Annotated in this window: 23 protein-coding genes and 1 riboswitch; of the genes, 18 read left to right on the forward strand and 5 right to left on the reverse strand. The window is 59.8% G+C overall.

Annotation, left to right across the window (positions count from 1 at the left end; all coding sequences use genetic code 11):
• Positions 1-8 precede the first annotated feature (8 nt).
• Complete coding sequence (locus DXT96_RS10855) at positions 9-932, reverse strand: glyoxylate/hydroxypyruvate reductase A (protein ID WP_153514688.1); 924 nt, start codon at positions 930-932, stop codon at positions 9-11.
• Positions 933-956: 24 nt separating this feature from the next.
• On the reverse strand, positions 957-2,081 hold the full coding sequence (argE, locus tag DXT96_RS10860; protein ID WP_153514689.1) for an acetylornithine deacetylase: 1,125 nt from the start codon (positions 2,079-2,081) through the stop codon (positions 957-959).
• Between the two features lie 240 nt (positions 2,082-2,321).
• On the opposite strand from argE, the gene DXT96_RS10865 reads away from it, so the two are divergent.
• From DXT96_RS10865 to DXT96_RS10885, 5 genes are all read left to right on the forward strand, one after another.
• Complete coding sequence (locus DXT96_RS10865) at positions 2,322-3,200, forward strand: GNAT family N-acetyltransferase (RefSeq protein ID WP_153514691.1); 879 nt, start codon at positions 2,322-2,324, stop codon at positions 3,198-3,200.
• Between the two features lie 39 nt (positions 3,201-3,239).
• Positions 3,240-3,476, forward strand: a riboswitch (cobalamin riboswitch).
• Between the two features lie 159 nt (positions 3,477-3,635).
• Complete coding sequence (locus tag DXT96_RS10870) at positions 3,636-4,667, forward strand: ABC transporter substrate-binding protein (protein WP_153514693.1); 1,032 nt, start codon at positions 3,636-3,638, stop codon at positions 4,665-4,667.
• Positions 4,664-5,692: an iron ABC transporter permease gene (locus tag DXT96_RS10875; RefSeq protein WP_149899267.1), complete on the forward strand. Its 1,029-nt coding sequence runs from the start codon at positions 4,664-4,666 to the stop codon at positions 5,690-5,692. The genes DXT96_RS10870 and DXT96_RS10875 overlap by 4 nt, the downstream gene beginning before the upstream one ends.
• Positions 5,689-6,489 carry an ABC transporter ATP-binding protein gene (locus DXT96_RS10880; protein ID WP_149899266.1) on the forward strand — a complete coding sequence of 267 codons (801 nt, stop codon included), beginning with the start codon at positions 5,689-5,691 and terminating at the stop codon, positions 6,487-6,489. The genes DXT96_RS10875 and DXT96_RS10880 overlap by 4 nt, the downstream gene beginning before the upstream one ends.
• 92 nt (positions 6,490-6,581) lie before the next feature.
• Entirely contained in the window at positions 6,582-6,959 is a 378-nt protein-coding gene (locus DXT96_RS10885) for a pseudoazurin (RefSeq protein ID WP_246670560.1), read from the forward strand.
• Between the two features lie 17 nt (positions 6,960-6,976).
• On the opposite strand, the gene DXT96_RS10890 is transcribed toward DXT96_RS10885, so the two are convergent.
• Complete coding sequence (locus DXT96_RS10890; RefSeq protein WP_153514697.1) at positions 6,977-7,801, reverse strand: class I SAM-dependent methyltransferase; 825 nt, start codon at positions 7,799-7,801, stop codon at positions 6,977-6,979.
• Between the two features lie 112 nt (positions 7,802-7,913).
• Here DXT96_RS10890 and DXT96_RS10895 point away from each other — a divergent pair, with 112 nt between their 5' ends.
• The 10 genes from DXT96_RS10895 (at position 7,914) to DXT96_RS10940 (ending at position 20,883) form a co-directional block, all read left to right on the forward strand.
• Positions 7,914-9,047, forward strand: a complete 1,134-nt coding sequence (locus DXT96_RS10895; RefSeq protein WP_153514698.1) for an ABC transporter substrate-binding protein — start codon at positions 7,914-7,916, stop codon at positions 9,045-9,047.
• A gap of 96 nt (positions 9,048-9,143) precedes the next feature.
• Positions 9,144-10,283: an ABC transporter substrate-binding protein gene (locus DXT96_RS10900; protein WP_153514700.1), complete on the forward strand. Its 1,140-nt coding sequence runs from the start codon at positions 9,144-9,146 to the stop codon at positions 10,281-10,283.
• Complete coding sequence (locus DXT96_RS10905; protein ID WP_153514701.1) at positions 10,280-11,347, forward strand: iron ABC transporter permease; 1,068 nt, start codon at positions 10,280-10,282, stop codon at positions 11,345-11,347. The genes DXT96_RS10900 and DXT96_RS10905 overlap by 4 nt, the downstream gene beginning before the upstream one ends.
• Positions 11,341-12,096 carry an ABC transporter ATP-binding protein gene (locus DXT96_RS10910; RefSeq protein WP_153514703.1) on the forward strand — a complete coding sequence of 252 codons (756 nt, stop codon included), beginning with the start codon at positions 11,341-11,343 and terminating at the stop codon, positions 12,094-12,096. The genes DXT96_RS10905 and DXT96_RS10910 overlap by 7 nt, the downstream gene beginning before the upstream one ends.
• Positions 12,097-12,269: 173 nt before the next feature.
• On the forward strand, positions 12,270-12,770 hold the full coding sequence (locus DXT96_RS10915) for an RNA polymerase sigma factor (RefSeq protein ID WP_046801413.1): 501 nt from the start codon (positions 12,270-12,272) through the stop codon (positions 12,768-12,770).
• Between the two features lie 112 nt (positions 12,771-12,882).
• The gene (locus DXT96_RS10920; protein ID WP_153514705.1) at positions 12,883-13,878 is read left to right on the forward strand and encodes a FecR family protein; all 996 of its coding nucleotides are present in this window, start codon (positions 12,883-12,885) and stop codon (positions 13,876-13,878) included.
• Between the two features lie 148 nt (positions 13,879-14,026).
• A complete protein-coding gene (locus tag DXT96_RS10925; protein ID WP_153514707.1) occupies positions 14,027-16,861 on the forward strand; it encodes a TonB-dependent receptor in 2,835 nt (944 codons plus the stop codon).
• Positions 16,862-16,965: 104 nt separating this feature from the next.
• Entirely contained in the window at positions 16,966-17,721 is a 756-nt protein-coding gene (locus DXT96_RS10930; RefSeq protein ID WP_153514709.1) for a hypothetical protein, read from the forward strand.
• A 14-nt stretch (positions 17,722-17,735) separates the two neighbouring features.
• Positions 17,736-19,583, forward strand: a complete 1,848-nt coding sequence (locus DXT96_RS10935; RefSeq protein WP_371418835.1) for a type I secretion system permease/ATPase — start codon at positions 17,736-17,738, stop codon at positions 19,581-19,583.
• Complete coding sequence (locus DXT96_RS10940; RefSeq protein ID WP_153514711.1) at positions 19,570-20,883, forward strand: HlyD family type I secretion periplasmic adaptor subunit; 1,314 nt, start codon at positions 19,570-19,572, stop codon at positions 20,881-20,883. The genes DXT96_RS10935 and DXT96_RS10940 overlap by 14 nt, the downstream gene beginning before the upstream one ends.
• Before the next feature lie 24 nt (positions 20,884-20,907).
• Here DXT96_RS10940 and DXT96_RS10945 read toward each other — a convergent pair whose 3' ends face one another.
• Together DXT96_RS10945 and DXT96_RS10950 are read right to left on the reverse strand one after the other, a co-directional pair.
• A complete protein-coding gene (locus DXT96_RS10945) occupies positions 20,908-21,828 on the reverse strand; it encodes an SMP-30/gluconolactonase/LRE family protein (protein WP_153514713.1) in 921 nt (306 codons plus the stop codon).
• Positions 21,829-21,862: 34 nt separating this feature from the next.
• The gene (locus tag DXT96_RS10950; RefSeq protein WP_153514715.1) at positions 21,863-22,570 is read right to left on the reverse strand and encodes a GntR family transcriptional regulator; all 708 of its coding nucleotides are present in this window, start codon (positions 22,568-22,570) and stop codon (positions 21,863-21,865) included.
• Positions 22,571-22,672: 102 nt separating this feature from the next.
• On the opposite strand from DXT96_RS10950, the gene DXT96_RS10955 reads away from it, so the two are divergent.
• From DXT96_RS10955 to DXT96_RS10965, 3 genes are read left to right on the forward strand one after another with little or no spacing between them, the layout of a single operon-like run.
• The gene (locus DXT96_RS10955) at positions 22,673-23,725 is read left to right on the forward strand and encodes a Gfo/Idh/MocA family protein (protein WP_153514716.1); all 1,053 of its coding nucleotides are present in this window, start codon (positions 22,673-22,675) and stop codon (positions 23,723-23,725) included.
• Entirely contained in the window at positions 23,718-24,734 is a 1,017-nt protein-coding gene (locus DXT96_RS10960; protein ID WP_153514718.1) for a Gfo/Idh/MocA family protein, read from the forward strand. Before DXT96_RS10955 ends, DXT96_RS10960 begins: the two co-directional genes overlap by 8 nt.
• Positions 24,731-25,804, forward strand: a complete 1,074-nt coding sequence (locus tag DXT96_RS10965) for a Gfo/Idh/MocA family protein (protein ID WP_153514720.1) — start codon at positions 24,731-24,733, stop codon at positions 25,802-25,804. Before DXT96_RS10960 ends, DXT96_RS10965 begins: the two co-directional genes overlap by 4 nt.
• Positions 25,805-25,823 lie beyond the last annotated feature (19 nt).

Consider the following 25,823-nt stretch of genomic DNA (forward strand, 5'->3'; position numbering starts at 1 on the left):
GTGGCTGATCAATATCCGCGGCTGCGGTCGACGAGGCCGAGCGGTTCGAGACCGGTTTCGTATCGTCTGATGTTATCAACGACGGTGCGGGCGGCGGAATGGGGTTGGGTGACGCTGGCAATATGCGGCGTCAGCAGAATTTTCGGATGCGTCCAGAAACGGTGGTCTTTCGGCAGGGGTTCGGGATCGGTGACGTCGATCACGGCGCCTGAAAGCCTGCCGCTATCCAGGGTGTCGATGAGGGCGTCATGGTCGAGCTGTTTGCCGCGCCCGGCGTGAACCAGAGCCGCGCCTTCGGGGAGCGAATTCAGACGCTCGGCATTCAGAAGTCCAGTCGTCTCATCGGTCAGCGGCAGCAGGCAGACCAGAATATCGCTGGTGGAGAGGATGGTGCCCAATCCCTCATCGCCATGATGACAGGTGACGCCATCGATCTTGCGCGGCGAGCGGCTCCAGCCGGACAGTGGAAAACCGAAAGGTTTCAGCCGCTCCAATGCTGCAATGCCCAGTATGCCGAGGCCGAGAATGCCCACCCGGCACTCCTCCGCCTGACGCTGGGGCAGGGCTTTCCACACTTGCTGGCGCTGCTGTTGCAAGTAGACCGGCAGGTTGCGGTGAAGGGCAAGCACGCCGAGGCAGACATATTCCTGCATCATGCGGATAATGCCCTCATCCACCATGCGCACGACCTTCACCGTTTCCGGGATGGCCTCGATGTGAAACTGATCGACACCCGCGCCGATCGAAAAGAGCACTTCGAGATTGCGATATCGGGCGATGTCGTCAGGCACCGTCCAGGTGATGAGATAACGCACCGCATCGGGATCGACGCTCGAAACATCCATCGAAAACGGCAGATTGGGAAACTCTGTGACCAGGGCCTGCCGGAAGATTTCACCGCGTTTTGCGTCGGAATTGAAGAGAAAGGTCATCTGAAATCCATATGTCCCGAAGTTTTAAACCGCGCAGCGGTGGCCGAGCGTTTCCAGCATCGATTGGCAGGCTGAAAGCTCAGCCGCCGTAATGAACTCGTCCGGTTTGTGGGCGCGGCCGATATCGCCCGGCCCGCAGATGATGGCATCGATGCCCGCCGCCTGAAAAAGCCCGGCTTCCGTGCCGTAGCTGACGGCTGCGAGGTTGGGGGTGTCGGTCAGTTCCTCCAGAAGCACGGCGAGCGGTGCATCGGCTGGAAGCGACAGCGCGGGGTAAGCGCTCATCGGTGTCCATTCGATATCGACGCCCTTTGCGGCAAGCGCTTCGACGGCGCTTTGTACCGGCTCCAGCAGGGCGAGCGGGGAGACGCTCGAAATTGCCCGCGCTTCCAGTTCTATGGCGCAATGATCGGGGATGATGTTGATTGCCTGCCCGCCTTTGACCGTGCCAATCTGCAAGGAGGAGTAGGGCGGTTCGAAGGTCGCTTCGAACGGTCCCCGCGTCAGCACATCGGCGGTGTCGACTGCTTTCGCCATGATGCCTGTCATCAGGTGAATGGCGTTCACCCCCTGATCTGGACGCGACGAGTGGCCTGACCGACCACGCAGCGTGATGCGCGCTGCGGCCTTGCCCTTGTGGGCGCGAACGGCGCGCATATTGCTTGGCTCGCCGATGATCGCGCCTGCCGGCGGGGCGCACAACTCCGGCAATCTGGCGATGAGATGGGGAACGCCGCGACAGCCCGCTTCTTCGTCATAGGAAAAGGCGATATGTATCGGTCGTTTCAGCGACATGCGCGAAAATGCCGGTGCTGCGGCGAGAACCGTGGCGAGAAAACCTTTCATGTCTGTGGTGCCGCGTCCGTATAGCCGGTCGCCTTCGGTTCTGAGCGTAAACGGATCGGAGGTCCATTCCGGTTCACCGGCCGGCACCACATCCATGTGGCCGGAGAGGATATAACCGGCGCGATCGGCTGGACCAAAAGTGGCGAAGAGATTGGCGCGGTCGCCCTCCGGCCCCGGCAGCAACGATATTTTCGCGCCGTGGCTTTCCAGATAATCCGCAATCCATCCGGCAATATCGCCATTGGCGGTTCCGACGATGGACGGGAAGGCGACGAGACGCTCAAGGATTTCGATTGCGTTCATGGTCTTCCCCACAGGTCTTCCCCACTGACCGGCCGTTATGCTGGCCGGATTATTCATCGCAGAAGCTTAGAGTGGCCGGCGGCGTTTATCTGCTGAAATGCCGATGATTTCGGTAGATTGTTGTGTCCTTCCAGTGCTTTCAGAAAATTCGTGCTGGCGAGGCTGGTTATCTTCGGATGTCATGGGCTGGGCTGCCGGGACTCCAAGGTTCCGCGCCGGAGGGAATGAGAGCCGTTTGCTATGGAGCTGCTCAAAGTCGATAGTTTCGAATTGCGGACCGTGGATATCGCCGATGTGGAGGCCGATCATCTGCATGCCTTGTCCATGGCTGTCGGATGGCGTTATCACGCCAATGAATGGTGTTTCCTGAGGCAATGCGGCGTCGGCCTTGCCGCACTGGACGAGATCGACCGCGTCGTCGCAACCGCCATGCTTTTTCCCTATGATCCGAATTTTGCGACGCTTGGCATGGTCATCGTTTCTCCCCGTCTGCAGGGTCAGGGCGTCGCACCCTGGCTGGTGCGGCAGCTTTCGGCAAAATATCCTGCCGCGGCCTTGCGGCTAAATGCAACGGAGGTGTCGCGGCGACTTTTTTCCTCGCTGGGTTTTGCCGGAGATACGGAAAAGGTGCATCTCCTGCGGGGCAAGGCGCATTGCGCCACAGAGACGCCACAGCTCGGCAGAAAACAGCGGATCGAGCCGCTTTCGGAAGATCAAATTTCCGCCGTGGAGGATCTGGATCAGGCAGCTTTCGGCGTTTCGCGCCGGGGCGTCCTGCAACGTCTGCTGCGGGAGAATGCCGGTTACGGCCTGTTCGAGGCGGACCGTCTTGTCGCCTTTGCACTGCGCCGGGCGGCGGGGCGGGGCCATATTGTCGGCCCGGTCGTTGCGGGTGACGAGGCGGATGCGATCGCGCTGGTCAGGCGGCATTTTGCCGATCTGGAGGGGCAACTTGTCCGGCTCGACGCCGTGCGCGACAGCGGTCTTCTCACCGATTTTCTGGCGCAATCCGGGCTGGTGGAGATCGAAACACTCACCACCATGTCGAAAAACGCGCCGCAACCGGCCGGTTTTGGTGCGGGACAAATTTTCGCGTTGGCAGGCCCGTCTTTGTGCTGATCTGCGGCACTATCGCAATTGACGCCTCGCTTCTTGCCCCGTATGTGAGAAAGCGACGGTTCCTGCAGCCGAAAGGCGAAGGGATTAATAGGGAACATGGTGCGGGTGATGATGATCGCCCAATGCCGTGGCTGCCCCCGCAACTGTAAGCGGATTGCCGTTCATCCTCGTGACGCTTCAAAGGCGTCATGCCACTGCATTCTCTAGAATGCGGGAAGGCAGATGAGCGGCGTAAATTCGTGAGCCAGGAGACCTGCCGTCAAAATATGAACCATCGTTACGGGCGGGGAAGCCCGGAGGAGGAAATTGTAATGTTATTTCATAACATTTGGTTTGCGTCCCGTCGTTGTTCTCCGTACAAGACGTTCCGCTGTTGCTGCGCGTTCTAACGCCTGCTGCTCTGGAACAAGCGATTTAATTTCGACTGGAGAACACATGTTTATTTCTGGACCCCTGTCGGCCTATGCCGGCTTTCTGGCCGCTGCGCTTGCGGCTTTGCCTGTCGCTTCCGCCCATGCTGCCGAAACGGTCTATCCCCTGACGATCAACAGCTGCGGTCAGGACATCACCTTCAAACAGGCGCCCGCCCGCACCGTATCCGTCGGCCAGAGCACGACCGAAGTGCTCTATCTTCTCGGCGTTGCCGACAGGGTGGTAGGCACCGCGCTGTGGATCGGCCCGGTTCTGAAGGGTTACGAGGAAGCCAATGCCAGGGTGGAGCGGCTGGCCGACAATGATCCGAGTTTCGAGGCCGTCGTCGGCAAGAGGCCGGATCTGGTGACGACGCAGTTCCAGTGGCAGATCGGCCCGGAAGGTGTTGTCGGTACGCCGGCGCAATTCGCCGAGCTGGGTATTCCCGTCTATACCTCACCTGCCGATTGCGTCGGCAAGGACAATTCCGGCGGCGGTGACGGCGTGCGCAAGACCGGTTTCACCATGGATCTGATCTATCAGGAAGTCCGCGATCTCGCCAAGATCTTCAACGTGCAGGATCGCGGTGAAGAGGTCGTTGCCGACCTGAAGAAGCGCGAGGAAGCCGCCCGCGCCAAGATAGCCTCGGCGAATGGCAAGCTTTCGGCCGTCTTCTGGTTCTCCAGCGCCGAACTGGATATCGACCCTTATGTAGCGGGCCGCCATGGTGCGCCTGGTTACATCATGTCGGCGCTGGGGCTGACCAATATCATCGAAAGCGATGAGGAATGGCCGACCGTCGGCTGGGAAACCATCGCCAAGGCCAACCCGTCTGTCATCGTCGCCGGCAAGATGGACCGTCGTCGTTTCCCCGCCGATGACGTGGCGGTCAAGCACAAGTTCCTCGCAACCGATCCCGTGGCCAGCATCATGCCCGCCGTCACGCAAGGTCATGTCTTTGACATGGATGCGCAGGCGATGAACCCGACCATCCGCACGATCGAAGGCATTGAAACGCTGGCCGAAGCGATCTCGGCTGCCGGCCTCGCCAAGTGAACGGTCTTTCCGTCAATCTCAGCAGGGCGGGGCTGGTTTTTGCCGCACTCGCCCTGCTGCTCGTCGCGCTGATGGCCGGAGCGGCGATCGGCGAGACCGCAATTCCGTTCGATGTGGTGGCAAAAACCATCGCCAACCGCGTCTTCCATGCGGGTTACCCGCTGGAGCCGCTGGATGAAGGCATCGTCTGGAGTTACCGTCTCAGCCGCGCCGTTGTCGCCGCCTGTTGCGGTGCTTCGCTGGCGCTGGCCGGTGCAGTGCTGCAATCGCTTCTGCGCAACCCGCTTGCCGATCCCTATATTCTCGGCATTTCCGCAGGCGCTTCCACCGGCGCGGTGGCCGTGGCGCTCTTGGGTTTTGGCGCAGGGTTCCTGACCATGCCGGCCGGCGCGCTGATCGGAGCTTTCGTGGCGTTCTCGCTGGTCAGCCTGCTGGCGGTGCGGGCGGGACACGGCAACAGCGCCATCATTCTGGCGGGGGTGGCCGGTTCACAGCTATTCAATGCCATGACCTCGTTCATCGTCACCAAATCCGCCAATGCCGAACAGGCGCGCGGTATCATGTTCTGGCTTCTGGGCAATCTTTCCGGTGTGCGCTGGCCGGATGTCTGGCTGGCTCTGCCGGTCTGTATTGCCGGTCTTGCGGTGTGCCTCTGGTATTCCCGCGCGCTGGATGCCTTTGCCTTCGGCGGTCAGGCAGCCGCCTCGCTTGGCATTCCGGTGCGCCGGACCTATGCGGTGCTCATTTCGGTTTCGGCGATCATGACGGCGGTCATGGTGTCGCTGGTCGGCTCCATCGGCTTCGTCGGTCTCGTCATTCCCCATGCGGCGCGCATTTTCGTCGGCGTTCGCCACGGGTTGCTGCTGCCGGTAACGGCGCTGACCGGCGCGGTGTTTATGATCGTCGCCGATATTCTCTCGCGCATCGTCATTCCCGGTCAGGTGCTGCCGATCGGGGTCATAACCGCGCTTGTCGGCGCACCGGCTTTCGCCTTCATCCTCGGGCAGAAAAGGGGGCGTTCATGAAATTATCCGCCCACGACCTGCATTTCCACGCCGGCAATGTCGATATTGTCAGCGGTGTTTCGCTCGATGTCGGGTCCGGGGAGTTTCTGGGCATTATCGGCCCGAACGGTTCCGGCAAAAGCACGCTGCTTTCCATGCTGGCCGGCATCCGCAAGCCGCGCCGAGGCCATGTCACGCTTGGTGAGGAGCCGCTTGCTTCCTTCGGGCGGCGTGAACTGGCGCGCCGGCTGGCCTTTGTGGAACAGCAGGCCGAAACCACCGAGCGCATCACCGCCCGACAAGCCGTGGAACTGGGGCGCACGCCCTATCTCGGCCCGCTTTCCGCCTGGTCGGCCAGTGACGATGCCATCGTTGATGCCGCGCTCGACAATGTCGATATGGCGGACAAGGCGCAACGATACTGGCACCATCTTTCCGGCGGCGAACGACAGCGCCTGCATATCGCCCGCGCCTTGGCACAACAGCCGCATATCCTGCTGCTGGATGAGCCGACCAACCATCTCGATATCGGCCACCAGATCGGCCTGCTCGATCTGGTGCGGCGGCAGGGGCTGACGGTTGTGGCGGCGTTGCATGATCTCAATCACGCCGCGATGTTCTGCGACCGCGTCGCCATCATGCATTGCGGCCAGATGATTGCGGCCGGTCCACCGCGCGAGGTTCTCACATCGGCGACGATCGCCGATGTTTTCGGGGTGCAGTCCGTTGTCACCACGGATGAAGGCGGCTTTTCCCATATTCGTTTTCTGCCGGCGCATGGAGCGGCCGATCAGACGAAGAAAGCACTGGTGCGATGACGAGATCGAAAAAGCTTCGCCTTGGCTTGCAGCCGCGTAGCGCTCTGGCTGGAATTATCTTGGTGCTGGCCACGAGTCTTCCCCTGCATGCCATGGCCGAAACCTTCGAGGTTAAAATGCTGAACCGGGGCGAAAAAGGCCCGATGGTATTCGAGCCCGATTTCCTTGAGATCGCCCCCGGAGACCACGTGCGCTTTGTGCCGACCCACAAGAGCCACAATGCCGCGACCATCGACGGCATGGTTCCTGAAGGTGCCGAGGGTTTCAAGAGCCGGATCAACGACGAATTCGAGACTGCTTTCGACAGGCCGGGCTTTTACGGTATCAAATGCTCGCCGCATTACGGCATGGGTATGGTCATGCTGATCAAGGTGGGGGAGGCGACCTTGCCGCAGAGCTACAGGACGGTCGACGTGCCCGGACGCGCCAAGCCCCGGCTGGACGATCTCTTTGAGCAGGCCGAAAAATGAGACGGCTCTGGCCGTCCTCAGTCTTTCGCGGACATATCCGGCTTCACGGCGCAGACCGCATAACGGTGCTGCAGGCCACGCAGAATGCCCTTCAGCAGGCTGAAGTTTTTCGACTGGGCGCGGTGGATACCCTGTAGCTCCTGATCGACAGCGACGGGTTCGAAGCCCGTCGCGCGCAACAGCGCCGCGACATCACCGGCCCGCGCGCCGCTGGAAAAATAGACCCGTGAAAGAATGCTGTTGAAAGCATTGCCCGGATCCGCTGGCTTGTGCGGCTGGTCCGGTTTCACGAGGCCGATGCCTTCCAGACCTGCGGCCAGTTTCTTGACGAGTTTTTCGCGCCAGCCGGTATTGACGAAATCGCCGTCGACAATCAGCAGCCGCCCGCCCGGTTTTAGCACGCGGAACCATTCGGCGAAGCTTGCCTGTGGGTCCACCAGTGTCCAGACGAGATGACGCGTGATGATGACATCGGCGCTTTCATCCGGCTCCATGGTATTTTCGGCATCGCCGACAAAAAAGCGGATGATGCGGCCGCGGGTTTTGGCTTTTTCGCGGGCAAGCGCCAGCATGGTTTCCGACCAGTCCATGCCGGTGACCTGAAAACCGAGATCGTCCATCAGATGCGAGATGACGCCGGTTCCGCTGGCGAGATCGAGCGCCTTGCGGCCCTCTCCCTGTCCCAGATGCTTCAAAAGCAGCGCATGCCAGGCTTTACGCTCATCTTCGGAAAAAATCTCGTGTCCGGGGGAAAGATCGAAGGTCGCGGCGCGGCCGGACCAATAGGCTTTGATTTCATCTCGCAGGCTGTCGTTCTTGCCATACTGGATTGTGTCGATCATCGGGTTCAACTCATGTGCCGGTTAGTTAAGAATGGCTCTAAAACATAAATCTTGACTAGTATAGTCAGAAAATAATACAGCCGCGCCAGTCAACACTGGAGAGCAATATCCGATGCGCATCTCAGCCAAATCCACGGCACTTGCCCTTGGCCTTCTCGTATCCGCCGCCTGGCCGGCATTGGCCGAAAAGGTCACCGTCAAGGATGTGACCGGCCGGGATGTCGAAGTCAATGTTCCCGTTTCGCACGTCATTCTCGGCGAAGGCCGGCAGATTTATTTCCTGGCGGCGCTCGACAAGGAGAACCCTTTCCAGCACGTCGTCGGCTGGCGCGATGACCTGGCGAAGGCCGATCCGGAAACCTATGACGCCTATCTTGCCAAATATCCTGAGATTGCCAAGCTGCCGACCTTCGGCGGCATGAAGGACGGCACTTTCGACGTCGAGCAGGCCGTTGCGCTGAAGCCGGACGTGATCCTGATGAATATCGACGCCAAGACGGCGACCGAAGAGGCCGGCTACATCGAAAAGCTTGCCAAGGTTGGCATTCCCCTTGTTTATGTCGACTTCCGCGAAAAGCCGATGGAAAATACCGAGCCGAGCATGCGCCTGATGGGCAAGCTGACGGGCAAGGAAAAGATCGCCGAGGACTTCATCACGCTCCGTGCCGACTCCATCGCCAAGGTCACCGATACGCTCGCCAAGGCCAATCCAAAGAAGCCGGTGGTGTTCGTCGAGCGCGCCGGCGGTTACTCCGACGATTGCTGCATGTCCTTCGGCAACGAGAATTTCGGCAAGATGGTCGAGCTTGCCGGCGGCATCAACATGGCGAAAGACATCATTCCCGGCACCTTCGGCACCGTCAATCCGGAACAGATCATCGCCTCCAACCCGGAGCAGATCATCATCACCGGCGGCAACTGGAATGGTTACGTTCCAGGCGGCAACTGGGTCGGCGTCGGTTATGGCGCGGATGTGAAGGAAGCCCATCGCAAGCTGGAAAACCTCACCAAGCGCCCGGCCTTTACCGGCGTGCAGGCGGTGAAGGACGGCAATGTCCATGCCATCTGGCACCAGTTCTACAACAACCCGTACCAGTTCGTGGCCATTCAGGAAATCGCCAAGTGGCTGCATCCTGATCTCTTTAAGGATCTCGACCCCGAGGCGACCTTCAAGGAACTACATGCCCGCTTCCTGCCGCTTGACTACAAGCCCGGCTACTTCGTGTCGCTGAAGGATGCGAAATAAGACAGGGACGGTGAAGAGGAGCGCCGTCCGTTCGATGGATGAAGCCGCAGCCATGCGGCTTCATCATTTTGTTTTGCAACTCAATGAGGACTTCTCATGCGGCTCAATGCTCTGAGGCATCTTGCGGTGCTGGCCTTCTCTCTTCTCGCCATGACAGCCCATGCAGGCGAGATCACCGATGTTACCGGCCGCAAGGTCGAGCTGGACCTGCCGGCCAAGCGTGTCATCGTTGGCGAAGCCCGCCAGATCCACGTCATTGCGGCGCTGAAGGGCGATAAAACATTCGAAAACATCGTCGGCTGGCGTGACGATCTGCTCAAGAAAGACCCTGACAGCTACACGGCCTATGTCGAGCGTTTTCCGCAGATCGAGAAACTGCCGCGCTTCGGTTATCTGCCGCAGGGCGACTTCAGCCTGGAAACGGCGATCACCCTTTCCCCTGATGTCATCACCCTCAATCTGGAAACAGAAAAAACCGCCAAGGAAAGTGGTTTCGAAGAGAAGGCTGCTGCTGCCGGCATCAAGATCGTCTATCTCGATTTCCGCATCGATCCCGACAGGAATAGCGAAACCTCGATCGAAATCCTCGGAAAACTGTTCGGTGCGGAAGAGCGCGCCAAGGAATTCATCGCCTATCGCCGTGCTGAAATCGCCCGCGTGACCGACCGGCTCGCCAGCGTCAAGGACCTGAAGCGCCCGAATGTCTTTATCGAGCGTTCGCCCGGCATTTCCGGCGAGAACAATTGCTGCCGCACCTTTGGGCCTGCAAATTTCGGCGCGATGGTCGATCTGGCCGGTGGTCACAATATTGCCGACGGCATCATCAAGACGACCTTCGGCGATCTCAATCCCGAGCAGCTGGTCGTCGCCGATCCTGACCATGTCATCGTCACCGGCTCGAACTGGGCGGCGGAATCCGACATCAACCAGTTCGTTCCCCTTGGACTTGGCGCAGACACGGCGCTTTCGCGCGAGCGGCTGGCCAATCTGATGACGCGTACGCCGTTTCCGGAACTGAAGGCGGTCAGCCAAGGCAATGTCCATGCCGTCTGGCACCAGTTTTATGGCGCTCCATACGAGTTTTTGCCGATCCAGCAATTTGCCAGGTGGTTCCATCCGGACCTCTTCGCCGATCTCGATCCGGAAAAAAATGCTGAGGAATTTTACCGGAAGTTCCTCCCCGTTACCTACAAGCCAGGCTATTTCGCCTCGCTCGAAAAAGGTTTGAACCAATGAGTTCGCTGAATGAAAGCGCCGTTGGCGTCAGTGGGCGCGATCAATATCGCGCCCTTGCCGCGCGCAGGATCATTATTCTTGTCGGGCTTTTCATTGCCCTGTGTTTCAGCATGGCCGCCGATATGGCGCTCGGTCCGGCGCGCTATACCATCTCCCAGGTTCTGGCGACCATTGCCGATCCGGCCGCTGCTGCAAACCAGCTGCGGGTGGTGATCTGGGATATCCGTATGCCGATTGCGCTGATGGCGGTCACCGTCGGTGCATCGCTGTCGGTTGCGGGCGCGCAGATGCAGACCATTCTGTCCAACCCGCTCGCCAGCCCCTTCACGCTCGGCATTTCGGCCGCCGCAAGTTTTGGCGCGGCGCTGGCACTTGTCGGCGGCGTGGCGATCTTTCCGGCTGCCGTGCATTACATGGTGCCGATCAATGCCTTCATCATGGCCATGGTTGCGGCGCTGTTCATCCATTTCGCCTCGACGCTGCGCGGTGTGACGGTCGAAACCATCGTGCTCCTCGGCATCGCGCTGGTCTTCACCTTCAATGCGGCCCTGTCGCTGCTGGAATATCTGGCCTCCGAACAGGCGCTCGCCGCCGTCGTTTTCTGGACCATGGGCAGCCTGACGAAGGCAACATGGGAAAAGGTCTATGTGACCGCCGCCATTCTCGTCATCACCGTGCCGATGTTCATGCGCAACGCCTGGGCGCTGACGGCGCTGCGGCTCGGCGATGACAAGGCGGCCAGCATGGGCATCAATGTCCGCCGGCTGCGATTGCAGACAATGCTGACGGTCAGCCTGCTGGCGGCCATTCCGGTTTCTTTTGTCGGCACCATCGGTTTTGTCGGGCTTGTCGGTCCGCATATCGCCCGCATGCTGGTCGGTGAAGATCAGCGCTTCTTCCTGCCCGGCTCGGTCATCTGCGGCGCGCTGCTTCTGTCGACGACCTCGGTCATCAGCAAGGTCCTCATCCCCGGCGCCATTCTGCCGATCGGGGTCATCACGGCGCTGGTCGGCGTACCGTTCTTTTTCGTACTTATTTTCGGTAACAGGAGGCGTGCATGGTAGCGCTCGCACTGAAGGATGTCGGTGCCGCCTATGGCCGCACCACTGTTCTGTCCAAGGTCGGTATCGATACGCTGGAAAGCGGCAGCATGACGGCGGTGATCGGACCCAATGCCGCAGGCAAATCCACGCTGTTCAAGCGCATCGCCAGCCTGATCTCCGGTCCCGGTCTGGTGGAACTCTCCGATACGGCGCGCGGCAACCGCGCCATCTGCTACATGCCGCAGGATACCGGTGCCAATGCCGTGCTGACGGTCTACGAATCCGTGCTTCTTTCCGCCAAGCAGGGCGGCCATAGCTGGCGGGTTCAGGATGATGAGCTGTTTGAGATCGATGCCATTCTCAAGGCGCTGAAAATCCACGATCTTGCCTTCCGCGGCCTCGGCGAATTGTCCGGCGGCCAGCGGCAGCTGGTGTCACTGGCGCAGGCGCTGGCGCGCAAGCCGGAAGTCTTGCTGATGGACGAGCCGACATCGGCGCTCGATCTTCACCGGCAGATCGAAGTTCTGGGCTTCGTGACCGAGCTTGCCCAGAAGACCGGCATGATCGTGTTGATCGCCCTGCACGACCTCAACCATGCGCTGCGTTATTGCGAAAATACCATGGTGATCGCGCGTGGTGAGATGGTGGTGAGCGGCAGTACCGAAGCGGTGATAACCTCGGATATGCTGCGCGATATCTATCGCATCGATGCCCGCATCGAGCCCTGTTCCCAGGGTCGGCCGATGGTTATCGTCGACGGAGCTATCTAACGGCTGCAGAAACAGGCCGCATCTACCGGGGGCCGCACAAATTCTTGATGACAATAGTCATGAAATATCTGTTCGGCTGACGGTTTGGATGCTAGAGATTTTTACCGGAAATCTGCGCTGCCAATCAGCAGCTTGCAGTTTCGTTGATCCTTGAAATTTCTCTCGGTTGAGACATGGGCATACGGGAAGATGACAAGCGTTATAACGCTTACGTCGCGCATAGGGTCGACCTGATCAAATACGCCACCCTCATTTTGGGGTCCCGGGCGGACGCGGAAGACGTTGTTCAGGAGGCCTTCCTGAAATTCGTTCCGGAAGCCTCAGGCAACCCCTCCAACCTTAAATCCTATCTCTTTCGCATCGTTCGCAACCTTGCCCTTGATAATCGCCGACGCAGCCGGCAGGACCTGCGGGAACGGCCGGATGACACCCCGTTCTGGGGTGTGCCTCAGGATCACGGTACGCCGGAGGAACATGCGCTGTTCTGCGATGAAGTCCGGCAGATGCAGACTATTTTGGCCTCCCTGCCGGTTCAGGCACGCGTGGCATTGGAAATGCACAGATTCGGTGGTTACAATATGGAGGAGATCGCGCGTCACCTCGGTGTGTCCGTGGCCAGTGCTCACCGTCTGATCAAAGGCAGCATTGCCGCGATTACCAAAGAAATGAAGTAAAATTGCCCCGCTTGCCGCATCCCGTGAAAAAAATCTCTCTCTCAAACGTCTTTATAACAACGCGGAAGACTAGGCGGCTCCTCCGCCTGCCCACAGGAACTGGCCGGGTTCAATGACCATTGATCCAGATAATAAAATAGAACTATCGAACGGGAAGGCGGAAGAAGCGGCCGAATGGCTGCTCCGCCTCCAGGCAGGCGCAGTGGAACCGCGGCTGAAGGCTGAATTCGACCGATGGCTGGCTTTGTCTCCGGCAAACCGTCTTGCCTGGGAGCGGACCTGCAAGACGTGGCGTAACCTCGGTCTGGTAGAGCCGGAATTCAAGAACCTCTGGGAAGATGCGCCGCATCTGCCGGAAAAGGCTGCGAAACCGGTATCGAGGCGACGTTGGTCCGGGCGGCATTATGCCGGTGCGGCGATGGCGGCGGCGGCTCTCTGTCTTGCCGTGCTGTTCGTCCCGGCGTCTCTCGTCCGTATCAAGGCTGATTATCAGACCAGCACCGCTGAAAGCCGCACGATAATTCTCGATGATGGCAGCAGGGTACAGCTTGCGGCGGCGAGCGCGCTTTCCACGGATTTCACCAATGGTCGCCGCACTGTGAAGGTGCTGAAGGGCGAAGCTTTCTTCGATGTCGCGCCGGACACCACACGCCCCTTCATCGTGGAGGCGAAAAACGTCACCGTTCAGGTGCTGGGCACGGCTTTCGACGTCGACCTGACGGATGGTGTAACGCAAGTCGCGCTTGCCCATGGTTCCGTGGAAGCCTCCTTCCGCAACGCACCGCCAACGCGGCTCGTGCCGGGCGAGATGCTGATTGTCGATGCCTCCGGTGCGATCCGGAAAGAAAATGTTTCCGTCGAGGATATTGGCGGTTGGCGCAACGGCGAGCTTTACGTGGTGGATGCGACGATCGGTTCTGTGGTGGAGCAGATCCAGCGTTACCATCCGGCATGGCTGACAATGGCCGACAAGACGCTTGCCGGGCAGCGGGTGACGGGTTTTTATGATCTACGCGACCCGGACCGCGCGCTGGAAGCATTGGTGGAGCCCTATAGGGGCAAAGTTCACGCGATTGGCGACAGCGCCCGCATCATCACTCGCTTCTGAAATCTTCTGAAACAAAAATCATGTTTATTTTCAGTAATTTATAAAATTTCTTCCGAAAGCCTGAAAAAAATTGCCGAGGCAATCGTCTTTTTGTTGAGTAATCCGGTCAAGATATGTCCGGAGTGAAAGACAGGAAGACAAAACTAGTATGCGCCTCCAGATACGTATGACGGGCCACGGGAAAAAAGCGGGAGGGCAGACGCGCAGGGCCGTGCTGCTGGCGACAACGGCGCTTGTCGTTTCAGTCTCGACGGTGGTTTTTGCACAGACCGGACCGAATGCCGCAAACAGCCAGCGCGCCGGTGGTGAGCAGGGCGCAACGCGGCCATTCAATATTCCCGCCCAGTCGCTATCGTCCGTCGTCGGCGCTTTCGGGCGGCAATCCGGCCTTCAGGTCACGCTTGCCACGCCATCTGCCGGCAATGTGCGCACCAATGCCGTTGCCGGCAGTTTCACGGTGCGGGAGGCCCTGTCACGGCTGCTGGCCGGCACGGGCGTCAATTTCCGCATTGCTGGAAACGGCAGAACGGTTGTCATCGGCACGGGGCAGGCGGCCGCCGATCTTTCCGGGGCCGAAGGCACGACTGTTCTGGAAGCAATCACCGTCACTGGTAAAACAGGGCGCAATTCCATTGCCGGCACCGGTTATCAGGGAACGCCGGACTGGGTTTATGAAACCCCTGCCAGTATCAGCGTTGTCAGCCGTGAGGCGATCCAATCCGCCGGCGTGCGCAACACCCGCGATGTTTTCAACCGCGTGTCCGGTGTTTATGCCGGGGAAGGCAATGGCAGTTTCCCGACGGTCTCGCCCAATGTGCGCGGTTTGCAGGAAAGCGGCCGCGTGGTCGTCTCCATCGATGGTGCGCGGCAGAATGCACAGCGTGGTTTCAGCACCGGCGGCGCCTCGATTTATTCCGCCAATAATGGCCAGGCCTATGTGGACACGGCCTTTATCCGCGCGGTTGAGGTCGAGAAAATGACCAACGCCACCTCCGGTAATGCCGGTTCTCTGGGTGGCAAGGTCGAGTTCCGCACCATTCGCGCCGCCGATCTGATCCCCGAAGGTGCGAACAAGGGTGGCGAGGTCAATATTTCCCGGGGCACCAACGGCTATGATTTTCAGGGCTCGGTTCTGGCTGCCGTTCGAGAGCCGGATGGCCCGCTTTCTTTCGTCGCAGGTTACAGCCGCACGATCATGGACGAATACAAGATCGGGACGAAAGGCGAGGCCCGAAGCACCGCACTGACAATAAAAGATCTGCTCGGCCGGGATGGCTGGTCGACCTTCTTCAAGGGAGAAGGCGATTTCGGAGATGTGCAGACATCATTGTCGTGGATGCATCAGCAGAATGATTTCGTGCAGGGCGCGGCCGAACAGGTTGACCGGGAAAGCGTGCGAAACGACAGCATCGTGGCCAAGCTGGACTGGGACCCCGAAAGCGAACTCATCGATTTCAAGTCGTCGCTGTGGCTGAACGATAACATGACGCATGAGCTGCGGTCGGCGCGTCCCGGATATGCAGTTGAAACGAACCTTGATATGGGCCTGCGCAGTTTCGGCGGCAGCGTGGAGAATACCAGTCGTTTCGATACGAAAGTTGGCGCGCTGAGCCTTACTTACGGGGCTGAAGCCTTCCGGGATATAGCGACATCAGTTGCCACCAGTTCCAAAATCGCGCTCAATCCGACATGGGAGAGCAGCTATACGGCGTTCAGCCCCGCTGGACGACGCGACGTGGCCAGCCTGTTCTTCAACGGAGAACTCCAGCCTGCCGATTGGGTCACGATACGCGGGGGTGTTCGGTATGACTGGTCGCGCCTGAAAGGAACGACCACCTATTATAACCAGACCGTGATTGAAAAGGGGGTAAACCGTATAGTGGGGACGGGGGACAATTATCTCGCCTACGCTTCGCAATATGTACAGACGACCTATGACCGAATTTATACGAGCTGCACCACAGGTGCATATGCCGGTCGCGTCTTCACGCCGACCCAGCAGGCAAATTTCTGTAACACTTTGAACAATGTCTGGCCCAATACCAGAGGCGAAATCATCAATGGTCGGTGGCACGATGCCGGCACCACCTATTTTGGTACGACCTATGATACCGAGTACCCCTCTTACGATGTCGAAATAGACCGCACAGATAGCGCTTGGCTGCCTTCGGCGACGGTAGAATTCAAGCCGACCGACTGGTTCCGGCCTTATCTCAGCTATTCACAGAGTTTCCGTCCGCCCACTATTCTCGAAGCCTTCTTCGCCGGTGCGCGACCGGGGGATTCGGTGGGTTATGAATATGCCCCCAATCAATCCTTGCGGGCGGAAAAGGCAACGACCTATGAAATTGGCGCGAATATCAGTTTGGATGGTGTGTTGCTGGACCATGATTCCGTGCGCATCAAAATGGCCGCCTTTCGCCGCGAGGTGAAAGATTACATCGCGCTCGGTTATCTCGTCACCGATCAGGTTGCGGACCGCACCTATACCAGCTTCGTCAATCTCGACGGCACGACCTATATGCGCGGGCTTGAATTTGAGGGCAATTATGATGCGCGAAGCTTCTGGCTCGGCGGTTCTGCAACGTTGCTGAAAACAGACTGGCCCGACAAAACGCAGGTTTTTTCCAACGGCACCACAACAACGAGCGGCGAGATCGTTGCCTGGCCCGGCGATGTGGCCCCAAAAGTTAAGCTCACGCTCGATGGCGGTATGCGTTTCTTTGAAGAAAAATTCTCTCTCGGCGCACGGTTGAACCACGTCACACCGACACAGTCGCGCACGCTCGATACGGAGGGCAATCTGCGTGAGGTGACCGATCCCTACACGACGGTAGATATCTATGGGTCCTACGCTTTCAATGACAAGGCGACGCTTCGTTTCGCCGTCAACAACCTGACGGACCGCAAATATATTCCGGCAACAAGCGCCTACACCGCGCCTGGCCGTACCTTTATCGCGACGATGAACGTGAAGTTCTGAGGCGCGAAAGCAATTCTCCGGGCTGGGTTGCAGCCCGTCCCGGAGATGAAACGCCTTCGTCACAGGACGAAGGTATCTATATTGGCCAGTAAAGGAGTACACCTATGGCTACCACAATTCAACTGACGCAGTCTTCCTCCGACCTGATCGGTTACCTCAACGGTTGGACGAGCGGTTTCGGTTCGACCTATGGTGCGTTCTACGACGCTCAGACCAGCTCTCTCGCCACCACCACCATCGACCCGAACACCACCTATGAGGCATGGGGCGACGGCAGCAACGGCGGCAAGGGCATCGTCATGAGCGGCGCTCTGCAGTACTCCCAGGGCAACCTGACGGGTTCGGTCGACAGCATCGTTCTCGGCACCGGCTACAGCCAGTCCACCAGCGGCATCGCCGTCAGCCAGCAGGAACTGCTGATCGATCCCGATAGCGCCTACTCGCTTGCCGGCGCGCGCGATCTGCTCGATCTCGCCGTTTACCAGCTCGCCCGCTTCGGCTCGCTGGCCGGTTTCTATGATTATTTCGCGGCCACCGGCACAGTGATTGAGGACACAGCATCCTCCAACACCCTGACCGGTTTTGCGGGCGCGGATACTTTCGTATTCTCTGGCGGCAATGATGTGGTGCAGGCAGGTCCCACTGGAACCTACGGTTATCAGGATGGTGCGGACAAACTGGACGTCTCCGCCTGGGGTGCTGGCAGCATTGACGACGTCATCATCAGCAACAATGCAAATGGACACGCTGTCATTGAAAATCTCTTTGGTGGCGACACTATCACACTCGTTGGTGTAGATTCCAGCGTACTCGACGCATCGGACTTCATTTTCGCCAGCGCATCGGCGCTTGCCGCGTAAAGGAAAAACAGGCTGTGGGCTTTCAAAACCACCAGCAGACACCGCCGCAGTCCCTCACTGCGGCGGTTGTTTCGCCCCTTAAAAGCACGTTTCTCGGTGTCGCGCTCGTCAGCGGCGTGGTCAATATACTGGCGCTCACCTCGCCGCTCTTCATGCTGCAGGTCTATGACCGGGTGCTGGCCAGCGGCAGCCTGCCGACGCTGGTCGGGCTCGCCATTCTCGCGCTTGGCCTTTACGGTTTCCAGTGCCTGCTCGATATCATCCGCGCCCGCGTTCTGATCCGCATCGGCGAAGACTTCGACATGCGCCACTCCGGCAGGGTGCATGATGCCGTGGTGCGCCTGCCGCTCGTCAACCGCATGCCGGGCGACGGGTTGCAGCCGCTGCGCGATCTCGACAATGTCCGCGGTTTCCTCTCCGGCACGGGGCCAACAGCCTTTTTTGATCTGCCGTGGATGCCGCTTTATCTCGGCATATGTTTTCTGTTTCATTTCTGGATCGGCGTGACGGCGCTCGCCGGCGCGATATTGCTGATATCCCTTACCGTTCTGACCAATATCTTCTCGCAGAAACCGATCCGCGACACTATGGTCGAAAACATGGCCCGCAACCGGCAACTGGAGGCCTCGCGCCGCAATGCCGAAGTCGTTCAGGCCATGGGGCTTTCGGGCCGGCTCGGTAAACGCTGGCAGGTCTCCAACGAGGCCTATCTTGCCGCCAATCGCAAGGCGGGCGATGTGGCCGGCGGTCTTGGCAATATCGCGAAATCCCTGCGGGTCGTGCTGCAATCGGCCATTCTCGCGGTGGGGGCATGGCTTGTCATCAACCAGGAAGCTTCGGGCGGCGTGATGATCGCGAGCTCCATCATGATGGGCCGGGCGCTGGCACCTGTCGATCTGGCCATTTCCAACTGGAAGTCCTTCGTGGCGGCCCGGCAGAGCTGGGCGCGTCTGGGGGCGCTTTTTGCGCAGATGCCCACCACAGCCGCAGCCATGGCGTTGCCAAGGCCCGAAAAGGAATTGCGGGTCGAGAACGCCACTATCGTTCCGCCGGGAGAGAGAAAGCCGACCGTTACCGGGCTCGGTTTTGTCATCACCGCCGGAAATGCGCTCGGCGTCATCGGCCCTTCCGGCTCCGGCAAATCCACGCTTGCGCGCATTCTCACGGGCGCCTGGATGCCAGCGGCCGGCAAGGTGCGGCTGGATGGTGCGAGCTTCGATCAATGGGATCGCGCCGCACTCGGCCGCCACATCGGTTATCTGCCCCAGGGAGTCGAGCTATTCGATGGTACGATCGGCGAAAATATTTCCCGTTTCGAGGATAATCCTGATCCGGAAGCCATCATCGCCGCTGCGAAGGCCGCCGGCGCGCACGAACTGATTCTGCGTTTCGAAAATGGCTATGACAGCGATATCGGCGAGGCCGGGTCCGCGCTTTCGGCGGGACAGCGCCAGCGCATCGGCCTTGCCCGCGCGCTTTACGGCGATCCCTTCATCGTGGTGCTGGACGAGCCGAACGCCAATCTAGATGCGGAAGGCGAGGCCGCCGTGGTCAAGGCGATTGCGTCGGTCAAGGCGCGCAAGGGCATCGTCGTCGTCGTCGCCCACAGGCCTAGTGCCATAGGCGTAGTCGATTTTATTTTGATGATGGAAGAGGGGCGCATGAAGGCTTTTGGTCCGCGTGACGAGGTGTTGTCGAAGGTGCTGCGCGTTCCGCAGGCACAGGCGGCCAAGGGATTTACCGCATCCGCGCAGACGATCTCACCGCTGCGCGTCGTAGCCAATGCCCGACCCAAGACACTGGTGCTTGAAGAGGCCCGTGAAGAGAACGGTCAGGAAGGAGATGCGGATGCCAAACATTGATCCGCGCACCCATGTGTCTCGCTCTATCCGCACACATCTCCTCGCCGGCCTTGCAGCAAGCGTTGCGTTGCTTGCCGGTGTAGGCGGCTGGGCTGCCACCACCAATCTCGCCGGTGCCGTCGTCGCGTCCGGTCATCTCGTGGTGGATTCCTACAGCAAGAAAGTGCAGCACCCGAGCGGTGGCGTCGTTGGCGAAATTCTGGTGAATGAGGGCGACAGGGTGAAGGCCGGCGATGTCGTCATGCGTCTCGACGCGACCCAGACCCGCGCGAATCTCGCCATCGTCACCAAAAGGCTGGATGAGTTGAATGCGCGCATGGCAAGGCTGGAAGCGGAGCGGGACGATATGCCGGAACTCGTGTTTCCCCAGGCTCTCATCGCGCGAAAGGACGATCCTGATGTCGTTTCCGCCATGCGCAGCGAAACCAAGCTTTTTGAATTCCGCAAGTCTTACCGCGAGGGCCGGAAAGCGCAGCTTTCCGAACGGATCACCCAGTTCGAGCATGAAATTGAAGGCCTGAAGGCGCAGGAAGTCGCTTATGATAACGGCCTTGCGGTTTTGCAGGCGGAAATCACCTCGCAGAAATCCCTGCGGGAACAGGGCGTCGTCTCGGTGCAGCGGCTGAACAGCTTGCAGACGCAGGCCGCGACCTTCGGCGGTGAGCGCGGCGAAAAAATCGCTTATCAGGCACAGACCGCGGGCCGTATCACGGAAACAAAACTGCAGATCCTGCAGATCGATCAGGAACTGCGCACCGAGGTTGGGCGGGAGTTGCGCGAGATACAGGCCCAGATGGGGGAGTTCGTCGAGCGCAAGGTCGCCGCCGAAGATCAGCTGAAACGCATCGATATTATCGCGCCGCAGTCCGGGATGGTGCATGAAATGGCGGTGCATACCGTCGGCGGCGTCGTGACGCCGGCAGACCCGATCATGCTTATTGTACCTGACGGTGACGAACTGGCGCTGGAAGTGCAGATCATGCCAAAGGATATTGACCAGTTGCAGGTGGGGCAAAAGGCGATGTTGCGCATGACCGCCTTCAACCAGCGGGTCACACCGGAACTGGAAGGCCATATCAGCCGCATTGCGGCGGATATCACCACCGATCAGCGCACCGGCCTTTCCTATTATCTGGCGCGGATTTCCGTGCCAGCCACGGAACGGGAAAAGCTGAACAAGGCGCCGCTGGTGCCGGGTATGCCGGCAGAGGCCTTCATCCAAACCAGCGAAAGAACGGCGCTATCCTACATCGCCAAGCCGCTGACGGATCAGATCAGCCGCGCCTTCCGGGAGGAATAGAACCACGAGCCGGGCCTCCGGGCTTTAATCGATGTCGCCAAGACGGAAGCCGGGGAAGCCTTTCGTCTGCGTCGGGATTGCCCAGACGCCGCCCGAGAACGGCGCTTCGTTCAGCTGGTCCTCGGACATGTTGTGGCGGTGTGATGTCAGGAAAAGAATACTGAAATCAGCTCCCCCGAAGCAGGGCATGGTGGGATGCGGCACAGGGGCTGTGATCACATCCGCCAGCTTGCCATCGGGCGTGAAAACGTTGAGCAGGCCGGCAGAAACGCCCGCGCTGTAGTAATTGCCGTTGCTATCGCAGCAGCCGCCATCTGGCCTTCCCGTTTCTTGCGTCATCTCGGCCACCAGCACGCCCTCATCGAACCTGCCGTTGGCCCAGTCGAATCTTCGCCGGCGTATCCATTTCTGGATGGAATCGCTCTGCCACATGATGGAACCGTCCTCGGAAAAAGCGAGGCCGTTCGGGCATGTCAGCCCGGTCTGCATGCGCTCGGCGTTCGTTTCAGTGATCCGCCAGAGTTCGCCACGGGGCTCCATCTCCGAAAGCGGCACATTGTGCATGGTTCCCACCCAGAACGCGCCGTCCGGGCCGATCCGCCCGTCGTTCAGCCGGCAGGCGATGCCTTCGGGTGCGGGAATGGAGTGGAGGAGCCGCGTTTTGCCGCTGTCCGGATCGAGGACGATGATATCCATGCCGCAGGCGATGATGAGGTCGCCGTTCTGGCAAAGCCCGAGGCTTGAGACCGTGTGGGGAAACGACCATTCGCGATAGTGGCCGGGCTCAAGCGCTGCGGACCGCACCGTCTTGCCGAGAATATCGCACCAGAAAAGCACCTGTCGCCGCTCGTCCCACACAGGGGATTCGGCCAGCGTGCTCATCGTGTCGCACAGAAGTTTCGCCTGCGAGATGTCAAGCGCTTGTCCGGGGTTTGCTGTATTCATGATGCTCGAACCGTTGAAAGGGGATGCCGCAGAATTATTCGAAATAGTCCTGATGGTTCTCGAAAACCTGCGAGAGAATGCCGAGGACGCGTCTCAGATGCTTGCGCAAATTATCTGTTGCGCGGGCTTCGTCTCCCGCCCTGATCGCGTCATACACCGCCTCATGTTCGGCAAGCAGGCCCGCCATATGCGCCTCGTCGGTGATGGCGAGGGCGCGCAGGCGATCCAGTCCCGCCTTTTCGCGGATCAGCAGTGATTCCAGCCTTTCCAGTCCCGTTGCGGCGGCAAGCGCGCTGTGGAACTGGTCGTCATGGATACGGAAAGCTTTTCTGTCTCCACGGCGCATGGCTGCCCGCTGGCCGTTCAGGGCATGTTCGATCTCCTGTTCGGCTTCCGCCGTCAGGCCGATCTGGCAAAGCCTGCACACTGCTGCAACCTCAAGCGCCTCGCGAATGAATTGCGCGCTGCGAATGTTCTTGTCCGATAACCGCGAAACATAGGTGCCGCGGCTTGGCAGCGTGACGATCAGACCGTCATCCCGCAGGCGGCTGAGCGCCTCGCGCACCGGCGTGCGGCTGGAATTGAAGGAATGCCCGATTTCGTTTTCCGAAACCGCCTGGCCCGGAAAAAGCTCGCGGGAAAGAATGGCGGATTTCAGCGCGGAGTAAATCTGGTCCACAACCGGGCGGTTAAGGTCCAGCCGTTCCATCGTCGGCACGCCTGTTACGGGAATTTTCGGCATGTACCCTCCACTGTTTCCATAACCGGTATACCGGAACACAAGGCTGTTGACAACCGGCATACCGGTATGCAAATGATTACGCATTGGGAAGGAGGCTCCCGAATGCAAACTATTAAGACCTGCGTCATCGTTGGTGCCGGAATGGTGGCGAAGACGCATGTGCTTGCCTGTGCGGCAAGCCCTGAGAAAATTCGCCTGAAGGGCATCGTCGATGGTGGTTCCGGCCGCGCCAAGGCGCTGGCCGCTGAAGCATCGAAACACACCGGATATGATGTCGCCGTTTATTCCTCGGTCGAGGAAGCGGCGCGCGATGCGGATGTCGATTTCGCCATCATCGCAACACCGCCCAATGCCCGCATCGATATCGTCGGGAAACTGGCGAAGGCGGGCAAGCATATCCTTATGGAGAAGCCCGTCGCCCGTAACACAGAGGAAGCAGACGGTCTCGTCGCCCTGTGTCGCGAGGCAGGTGTCACGCTCGGCATCATCTTCCAGCACCGCATGCGGGCTGCATCGCAAAAAGCCCGTGAGCTTGTTAATGGCGGCACGCTCGGAGCGCTGGGTCTCTGCGAAATTTCCGTGCCGTGGTGGCGCGCGCAATCCTATTACGATGAACCGGGCCGCGGCACGCTGGCGCGCGATGGCGGCGGCGTTCTGATCTCCCAGGCAATCCATACGATTGACCTGGCATTGAGCCTGACGGGGCCGGTCGCCCGTGTTCAGGCCATGGCTGCGACGACGCGGTTCCATCGCATGGAAACCGAAGATTACGTTTCTGCCGGGCTGCGCTTCAGGAATGGCGCTGTCGGCTCGCTTGTCGCGAGCACCGCGAGTTTCCCCGGCGCTGCGGAATCGATCCTCCTGCATTTCGACAATGCCAGCCTGCGGCTCGCTTCCGGTCTGTTGCATCTCGACTGGCGCGATGGCCGGCAGGAGACATTTGGCGGCGCGGCCGCTGGCACGGGCGGCGGCGCTGACCCCATGGCTTTTACGCATGAATGGCATCAGGGTGTCTTCGATGATTTCGCAGACGCCATCTCTTCAGGACGCCCGCCGGTCGTCTCCGGCGAAGCGGCTCTTTTGTCTCACAGATTGATCGACGCGATCATCAACTCGGCCGACACCGGCAAGGAAGTGGAACTGCAGGATGACTAAAGCAATCAAGTTCGTCGCTCTCGGTATAGAGCATCGGCATATTTTCGGCATGGCCCAGAATCTGCTGGACGCCGGCGCAGAATTTGGCGGCTGGTGGACAGAAGGCGAGCCCGATGTCGTGGAAGGCTTTGTCAAGCGCTTCCCGGATGTGCCGCGCGCAGCATCGAAAGAGGCGCTGCTAGCTGATGGCAGCATCGATCTCGTTGTCATCGCCGACATTCCGTCCAAGCGTGCCGATCTGGCAATCGCCGCCATGGAAGCCGGCAAGGACGTCATGTCGGACAAGCCCGGCTGCACCACCTTCGAACAGCTTGATCGTCTTCGCCAGACAGTCGCAAAAACCAAGCGTATCTGGACCGTTGATTTTTCCGAGCGCTTCGAAGTGCCGAGCGTGACCAAGGCTGCCGAACTCGTTGCACAGGGCGCGATCGGCCGCGTCATCCAGACCGTCGGCCTCGGCCCGCATCGTCTGAACCGCCAGATCCGTCCGACGTGGTTCTTCGAACGCGCGGCTTACGGCGGCATCCTCACCGATATTGCCAGCCACCAGATTGATCAGTTCATGTTCTTCACCGGCTCGACCGAAGTCGAGATCGTGTCCGCCACCGTTGCCAATTACGCCAATCCGGGCGATCCGGGCCTGCAGGATTTCGGCGAAGTTGTGCTGCGCGGTGACAAGGGCCACGGTTACATTCGCGTCGACTGGTACACGCCGGATGCGCTACCGACCTGGGGCGACGGCCGCCTAACCATCCTCGGCACCGAAGGTTACATCGAACTGCGTAAATATGTGGATGTCGGCAACACCGAAGGTACTGACCGCCTCGTTCTCGTCAACGGCGACCGCTGCGAATACATCGATGCCTCCGGTGCCGGCCTGCCGTATTTCGCCCGCCTCTGCGACGATATCCGCAACCGCACGGAGACGGCAATGACGCAGGAACACGTCTTCAAGGTCTGCGACCTCTCGCTTCAGGCACAGGCCAAGGCCGAGGGAGCCTCGAAATGATTGGTGTTGCCATCATCGGCGCCGGCATCGGCGCCCAGCATCTGAGCGGCTACCGGGCGCTGCCGAAGCGCTTCGTCGTCAAGGCGATCTGCGATCTCGATCTGGAGCGCGCCCGCTCCGTCGCCGGCGATGATACTTCCATTCGTTTGACCACCGACCTCGATGAGGTTCTGGCCGATGAAAGCATCCAACTCATCGACGTCTGCCTGCCGCCGCACCTACATTTCCCCGTGACGCTGAAGGCGCATGCGGCGGGCAAGGATGTGGTCTGCGAAAAGCCGCTGGTCCGCTCTCTGGAGGAGGCCAACGCGCTGATCGATTCCGTCAAGAAGACCGGTCGCGGTGTGTTTCCGGTCTTCCAGTACCGTTTCGGACAAGCAATGCGCCAGATGCGTGCGCTGATCGATGCCGGTCTTGCCGGCAAGGCCTTTGTCGCAAGCTCGGAAGTTCATTGGAACCGTGGCGCCAGCTATTACGACATTCCCTGGCGCGGCACCTGGAAGGGTGAATGCGGCGGAGCGATCCTTGGCCATGCCATCCATGCCCATGATCTTCTCTGCCACGTTCTCGGCCCGGTCGATGAAGTTTTCGCGATGGCCGATACGCGCGTCAACACCATCGAAACCGAAGATTGCGCCGCACTCAGCTTCCGCATGAAAAGCGGCGCGCTGGCAACCAGCTCGGTCACGCTCGGTGCTGCGGAAGACACGTCGCGTCTGCGCTTCTGCTTTGAAGGCTTCACGGCGGAAAGCGGCACCTTGCCCTATCGTCCGGCGGAAGACACCTGGCGTTTCATCGCCCGCGCGCCGACCACGCAGGACCAGATCGACGCCGTTCTGGCAACGGTGGCTGATGGCGAAAACGGCTTTGCCGGTTTTGTCGAAGCCATTGCCGACGCGATGGAAGGACGCGGCGGCAAGGAAGTGACGGTCCATGACGGCTTGCAGTCCATCGAACTCGTGACGGCCATCTACCGGTCGGTTCGGGAAGGAAAGCCGGTGCGTCTGTCCGACGCGGCTGAAGGCGAATGGATCAAGGGCTGGGCGCCGCGCGCATCTGCCAACGCATAATCATCTAACGGGAGGAAAC

Source organism: Agrobacterium sp. ICMP 6402, assembly GCF_009498615.1.
GTDB classification, from domain to species: domain Bacteria; phylum Pseudomonadota; class Alphaproteobacteria; order Rhizobiales; family Rhizobiaceae; genus Agrobacterium; species Agrobacterium burrii.

Bases quoted from the DNA above. Each gene is read 5' to 3' on its own strand.
- DXT96_RS10920 (WP_153514705.1), top strand. From the start codon at position 12,883: ATGACCATTGATCCAGATAATAAAATAGAACTATCGAACGGGAAGGCG.
- argE (WP_153514689.1), bottom strand. From the start codon at position 2,081: ATGAACGCAATCGAAATCCTTGAGCGTCTCGTCGCCTTCCCGTCCATC.
- DXT96_RS10940 (WP_153514711.1), top strand. From the start codon at position 19,570: ATGCCAAACATTGATCCGCGCACCCATGTGTCTCGCTCTATCCGCACA.
- DXT96_RS10890 (WP_153514697.1), bottom strand. From the start codon at position 7,801: ATGATCGACACAATCCAGTATGGCAAGAACGACAGCCTGCGAGATGAA.
- DXT96_RS10865 (WP_153514691.1), top strand. From the start codon at position 2,322: ATGGAGCTGCTCAAAGTCGATAGTTTCGAATTGCGGACCGTGGATATC.
- DXT96_RS10955 (WP_153514716.1), top strand. From the start codon at position 22,673: ATGCAAACTATTAAGACCTGCGTCATCGTTGGTGCCGGAATGGTGGCG.
- DXT96_RS10930 (WP_153514709.1), top strand. From the start codon at position 16,966: ATGGCTACCACAATTCAACTGACGCAGTCTTCCTCCGACCTGATCGGT.
- DXT96_RS10910 (WP_153514703.1), top strand. From the start codon at position 11,341: ATGGTAGCGCTCGCACTGAAGGATGTCGGTGCCGCCTATGGCCGCACC.
- DXT96_RS10895 (WP_153514698.1), top strand. From the start codon at position 7,914: ATGCGCATCTCAGCCAAATCCACGGCACTTGCCCTTGGCCTTCTCGTA.
- DXT96_RS10880 (WP_149899266.1), top strand. From the start codon at position 5,689: ATGAAATTATCCGCCCACGACCTGCATTTCCACGCCGGCAATGTCGAT.
- DXT96_RS10965 (WP_153514720.1), top strand. From the start codon at position 24,731: ATGATTGGTGTTGCCATCATCGGCGCCGGCATCGGCGCCCAGCATCTG.
- DXT96_RS10960 (WP_153514718.1), top strand. From the start codon at position 23,718: ATGACTAAAGCAATCAAGTTCGTCGCTCTCGGTATAGAGCATCGGCAT.
- DXT96_RS10900 (WP_153514700.1), top strand. From the start codon at position 9,144: ATGCGGCTCAATGCTCTGAGGCATCTTGCGGTGCTGGCCTTCTCTCTT.
- DXT96_RS10950 (WP_153514715.1), bottom strand. From the start codon at position 22,570: ATGCCGAAAATTCCCGTAACAGGCGTGCCGACGATGGAACGGCTGGAC.
- DXT96_RS10945 (WP_153514713.1), bottom strand. From the start codon at position 21,828: ATGAATACAGCAAACCCCGGACAAGCGCTTGACATCTCGCAGGCGAAA.
- DXT96_RS10870 (WP_153514693.1), top strand. From the start codon at position 3,636: ATGTTTATTTCTGGACCCCTGTCGGCCTATGCCGGCTTTCTGGCCGCT.
- DXT96_RS10885 (WP_246670560.1), top strand. From the start codon at position 6,582: ATGGCCGAAACCTTCGAGGTTAAAATGCTGAACCGGGGCGAAAAAGGC.
- DXT96_RS10915 (WP_046801413.1), top strand. From the start codon at position 12,270: ATGGGCATACGGGAAGATGACAAGCGTTATAACGCTTACGTCGCGCAT.
- DXT96_RS10905 (WP_153514701.1), top strand. From the start codon at position 10,280: ATGAGTTCGCTGAATGAAAGCGCCGTTGGCGTCAGTGGGCGCGATCAA.
- DXT96_RS10855 (WP_153514688.1), bottom strand. From the start codon at position 932: ATGACCTTTCTCTTCAATTCCGACGCAAAACGCGGTGAAATCTTCCGG.
- DXT96_RS10925 (WP_153514707.1), top strand. From the start codon at position 14,027: ATGCGCCTCCAGATACGTATGACGGGCCACGGGAAAAAAGCGGGAGGG.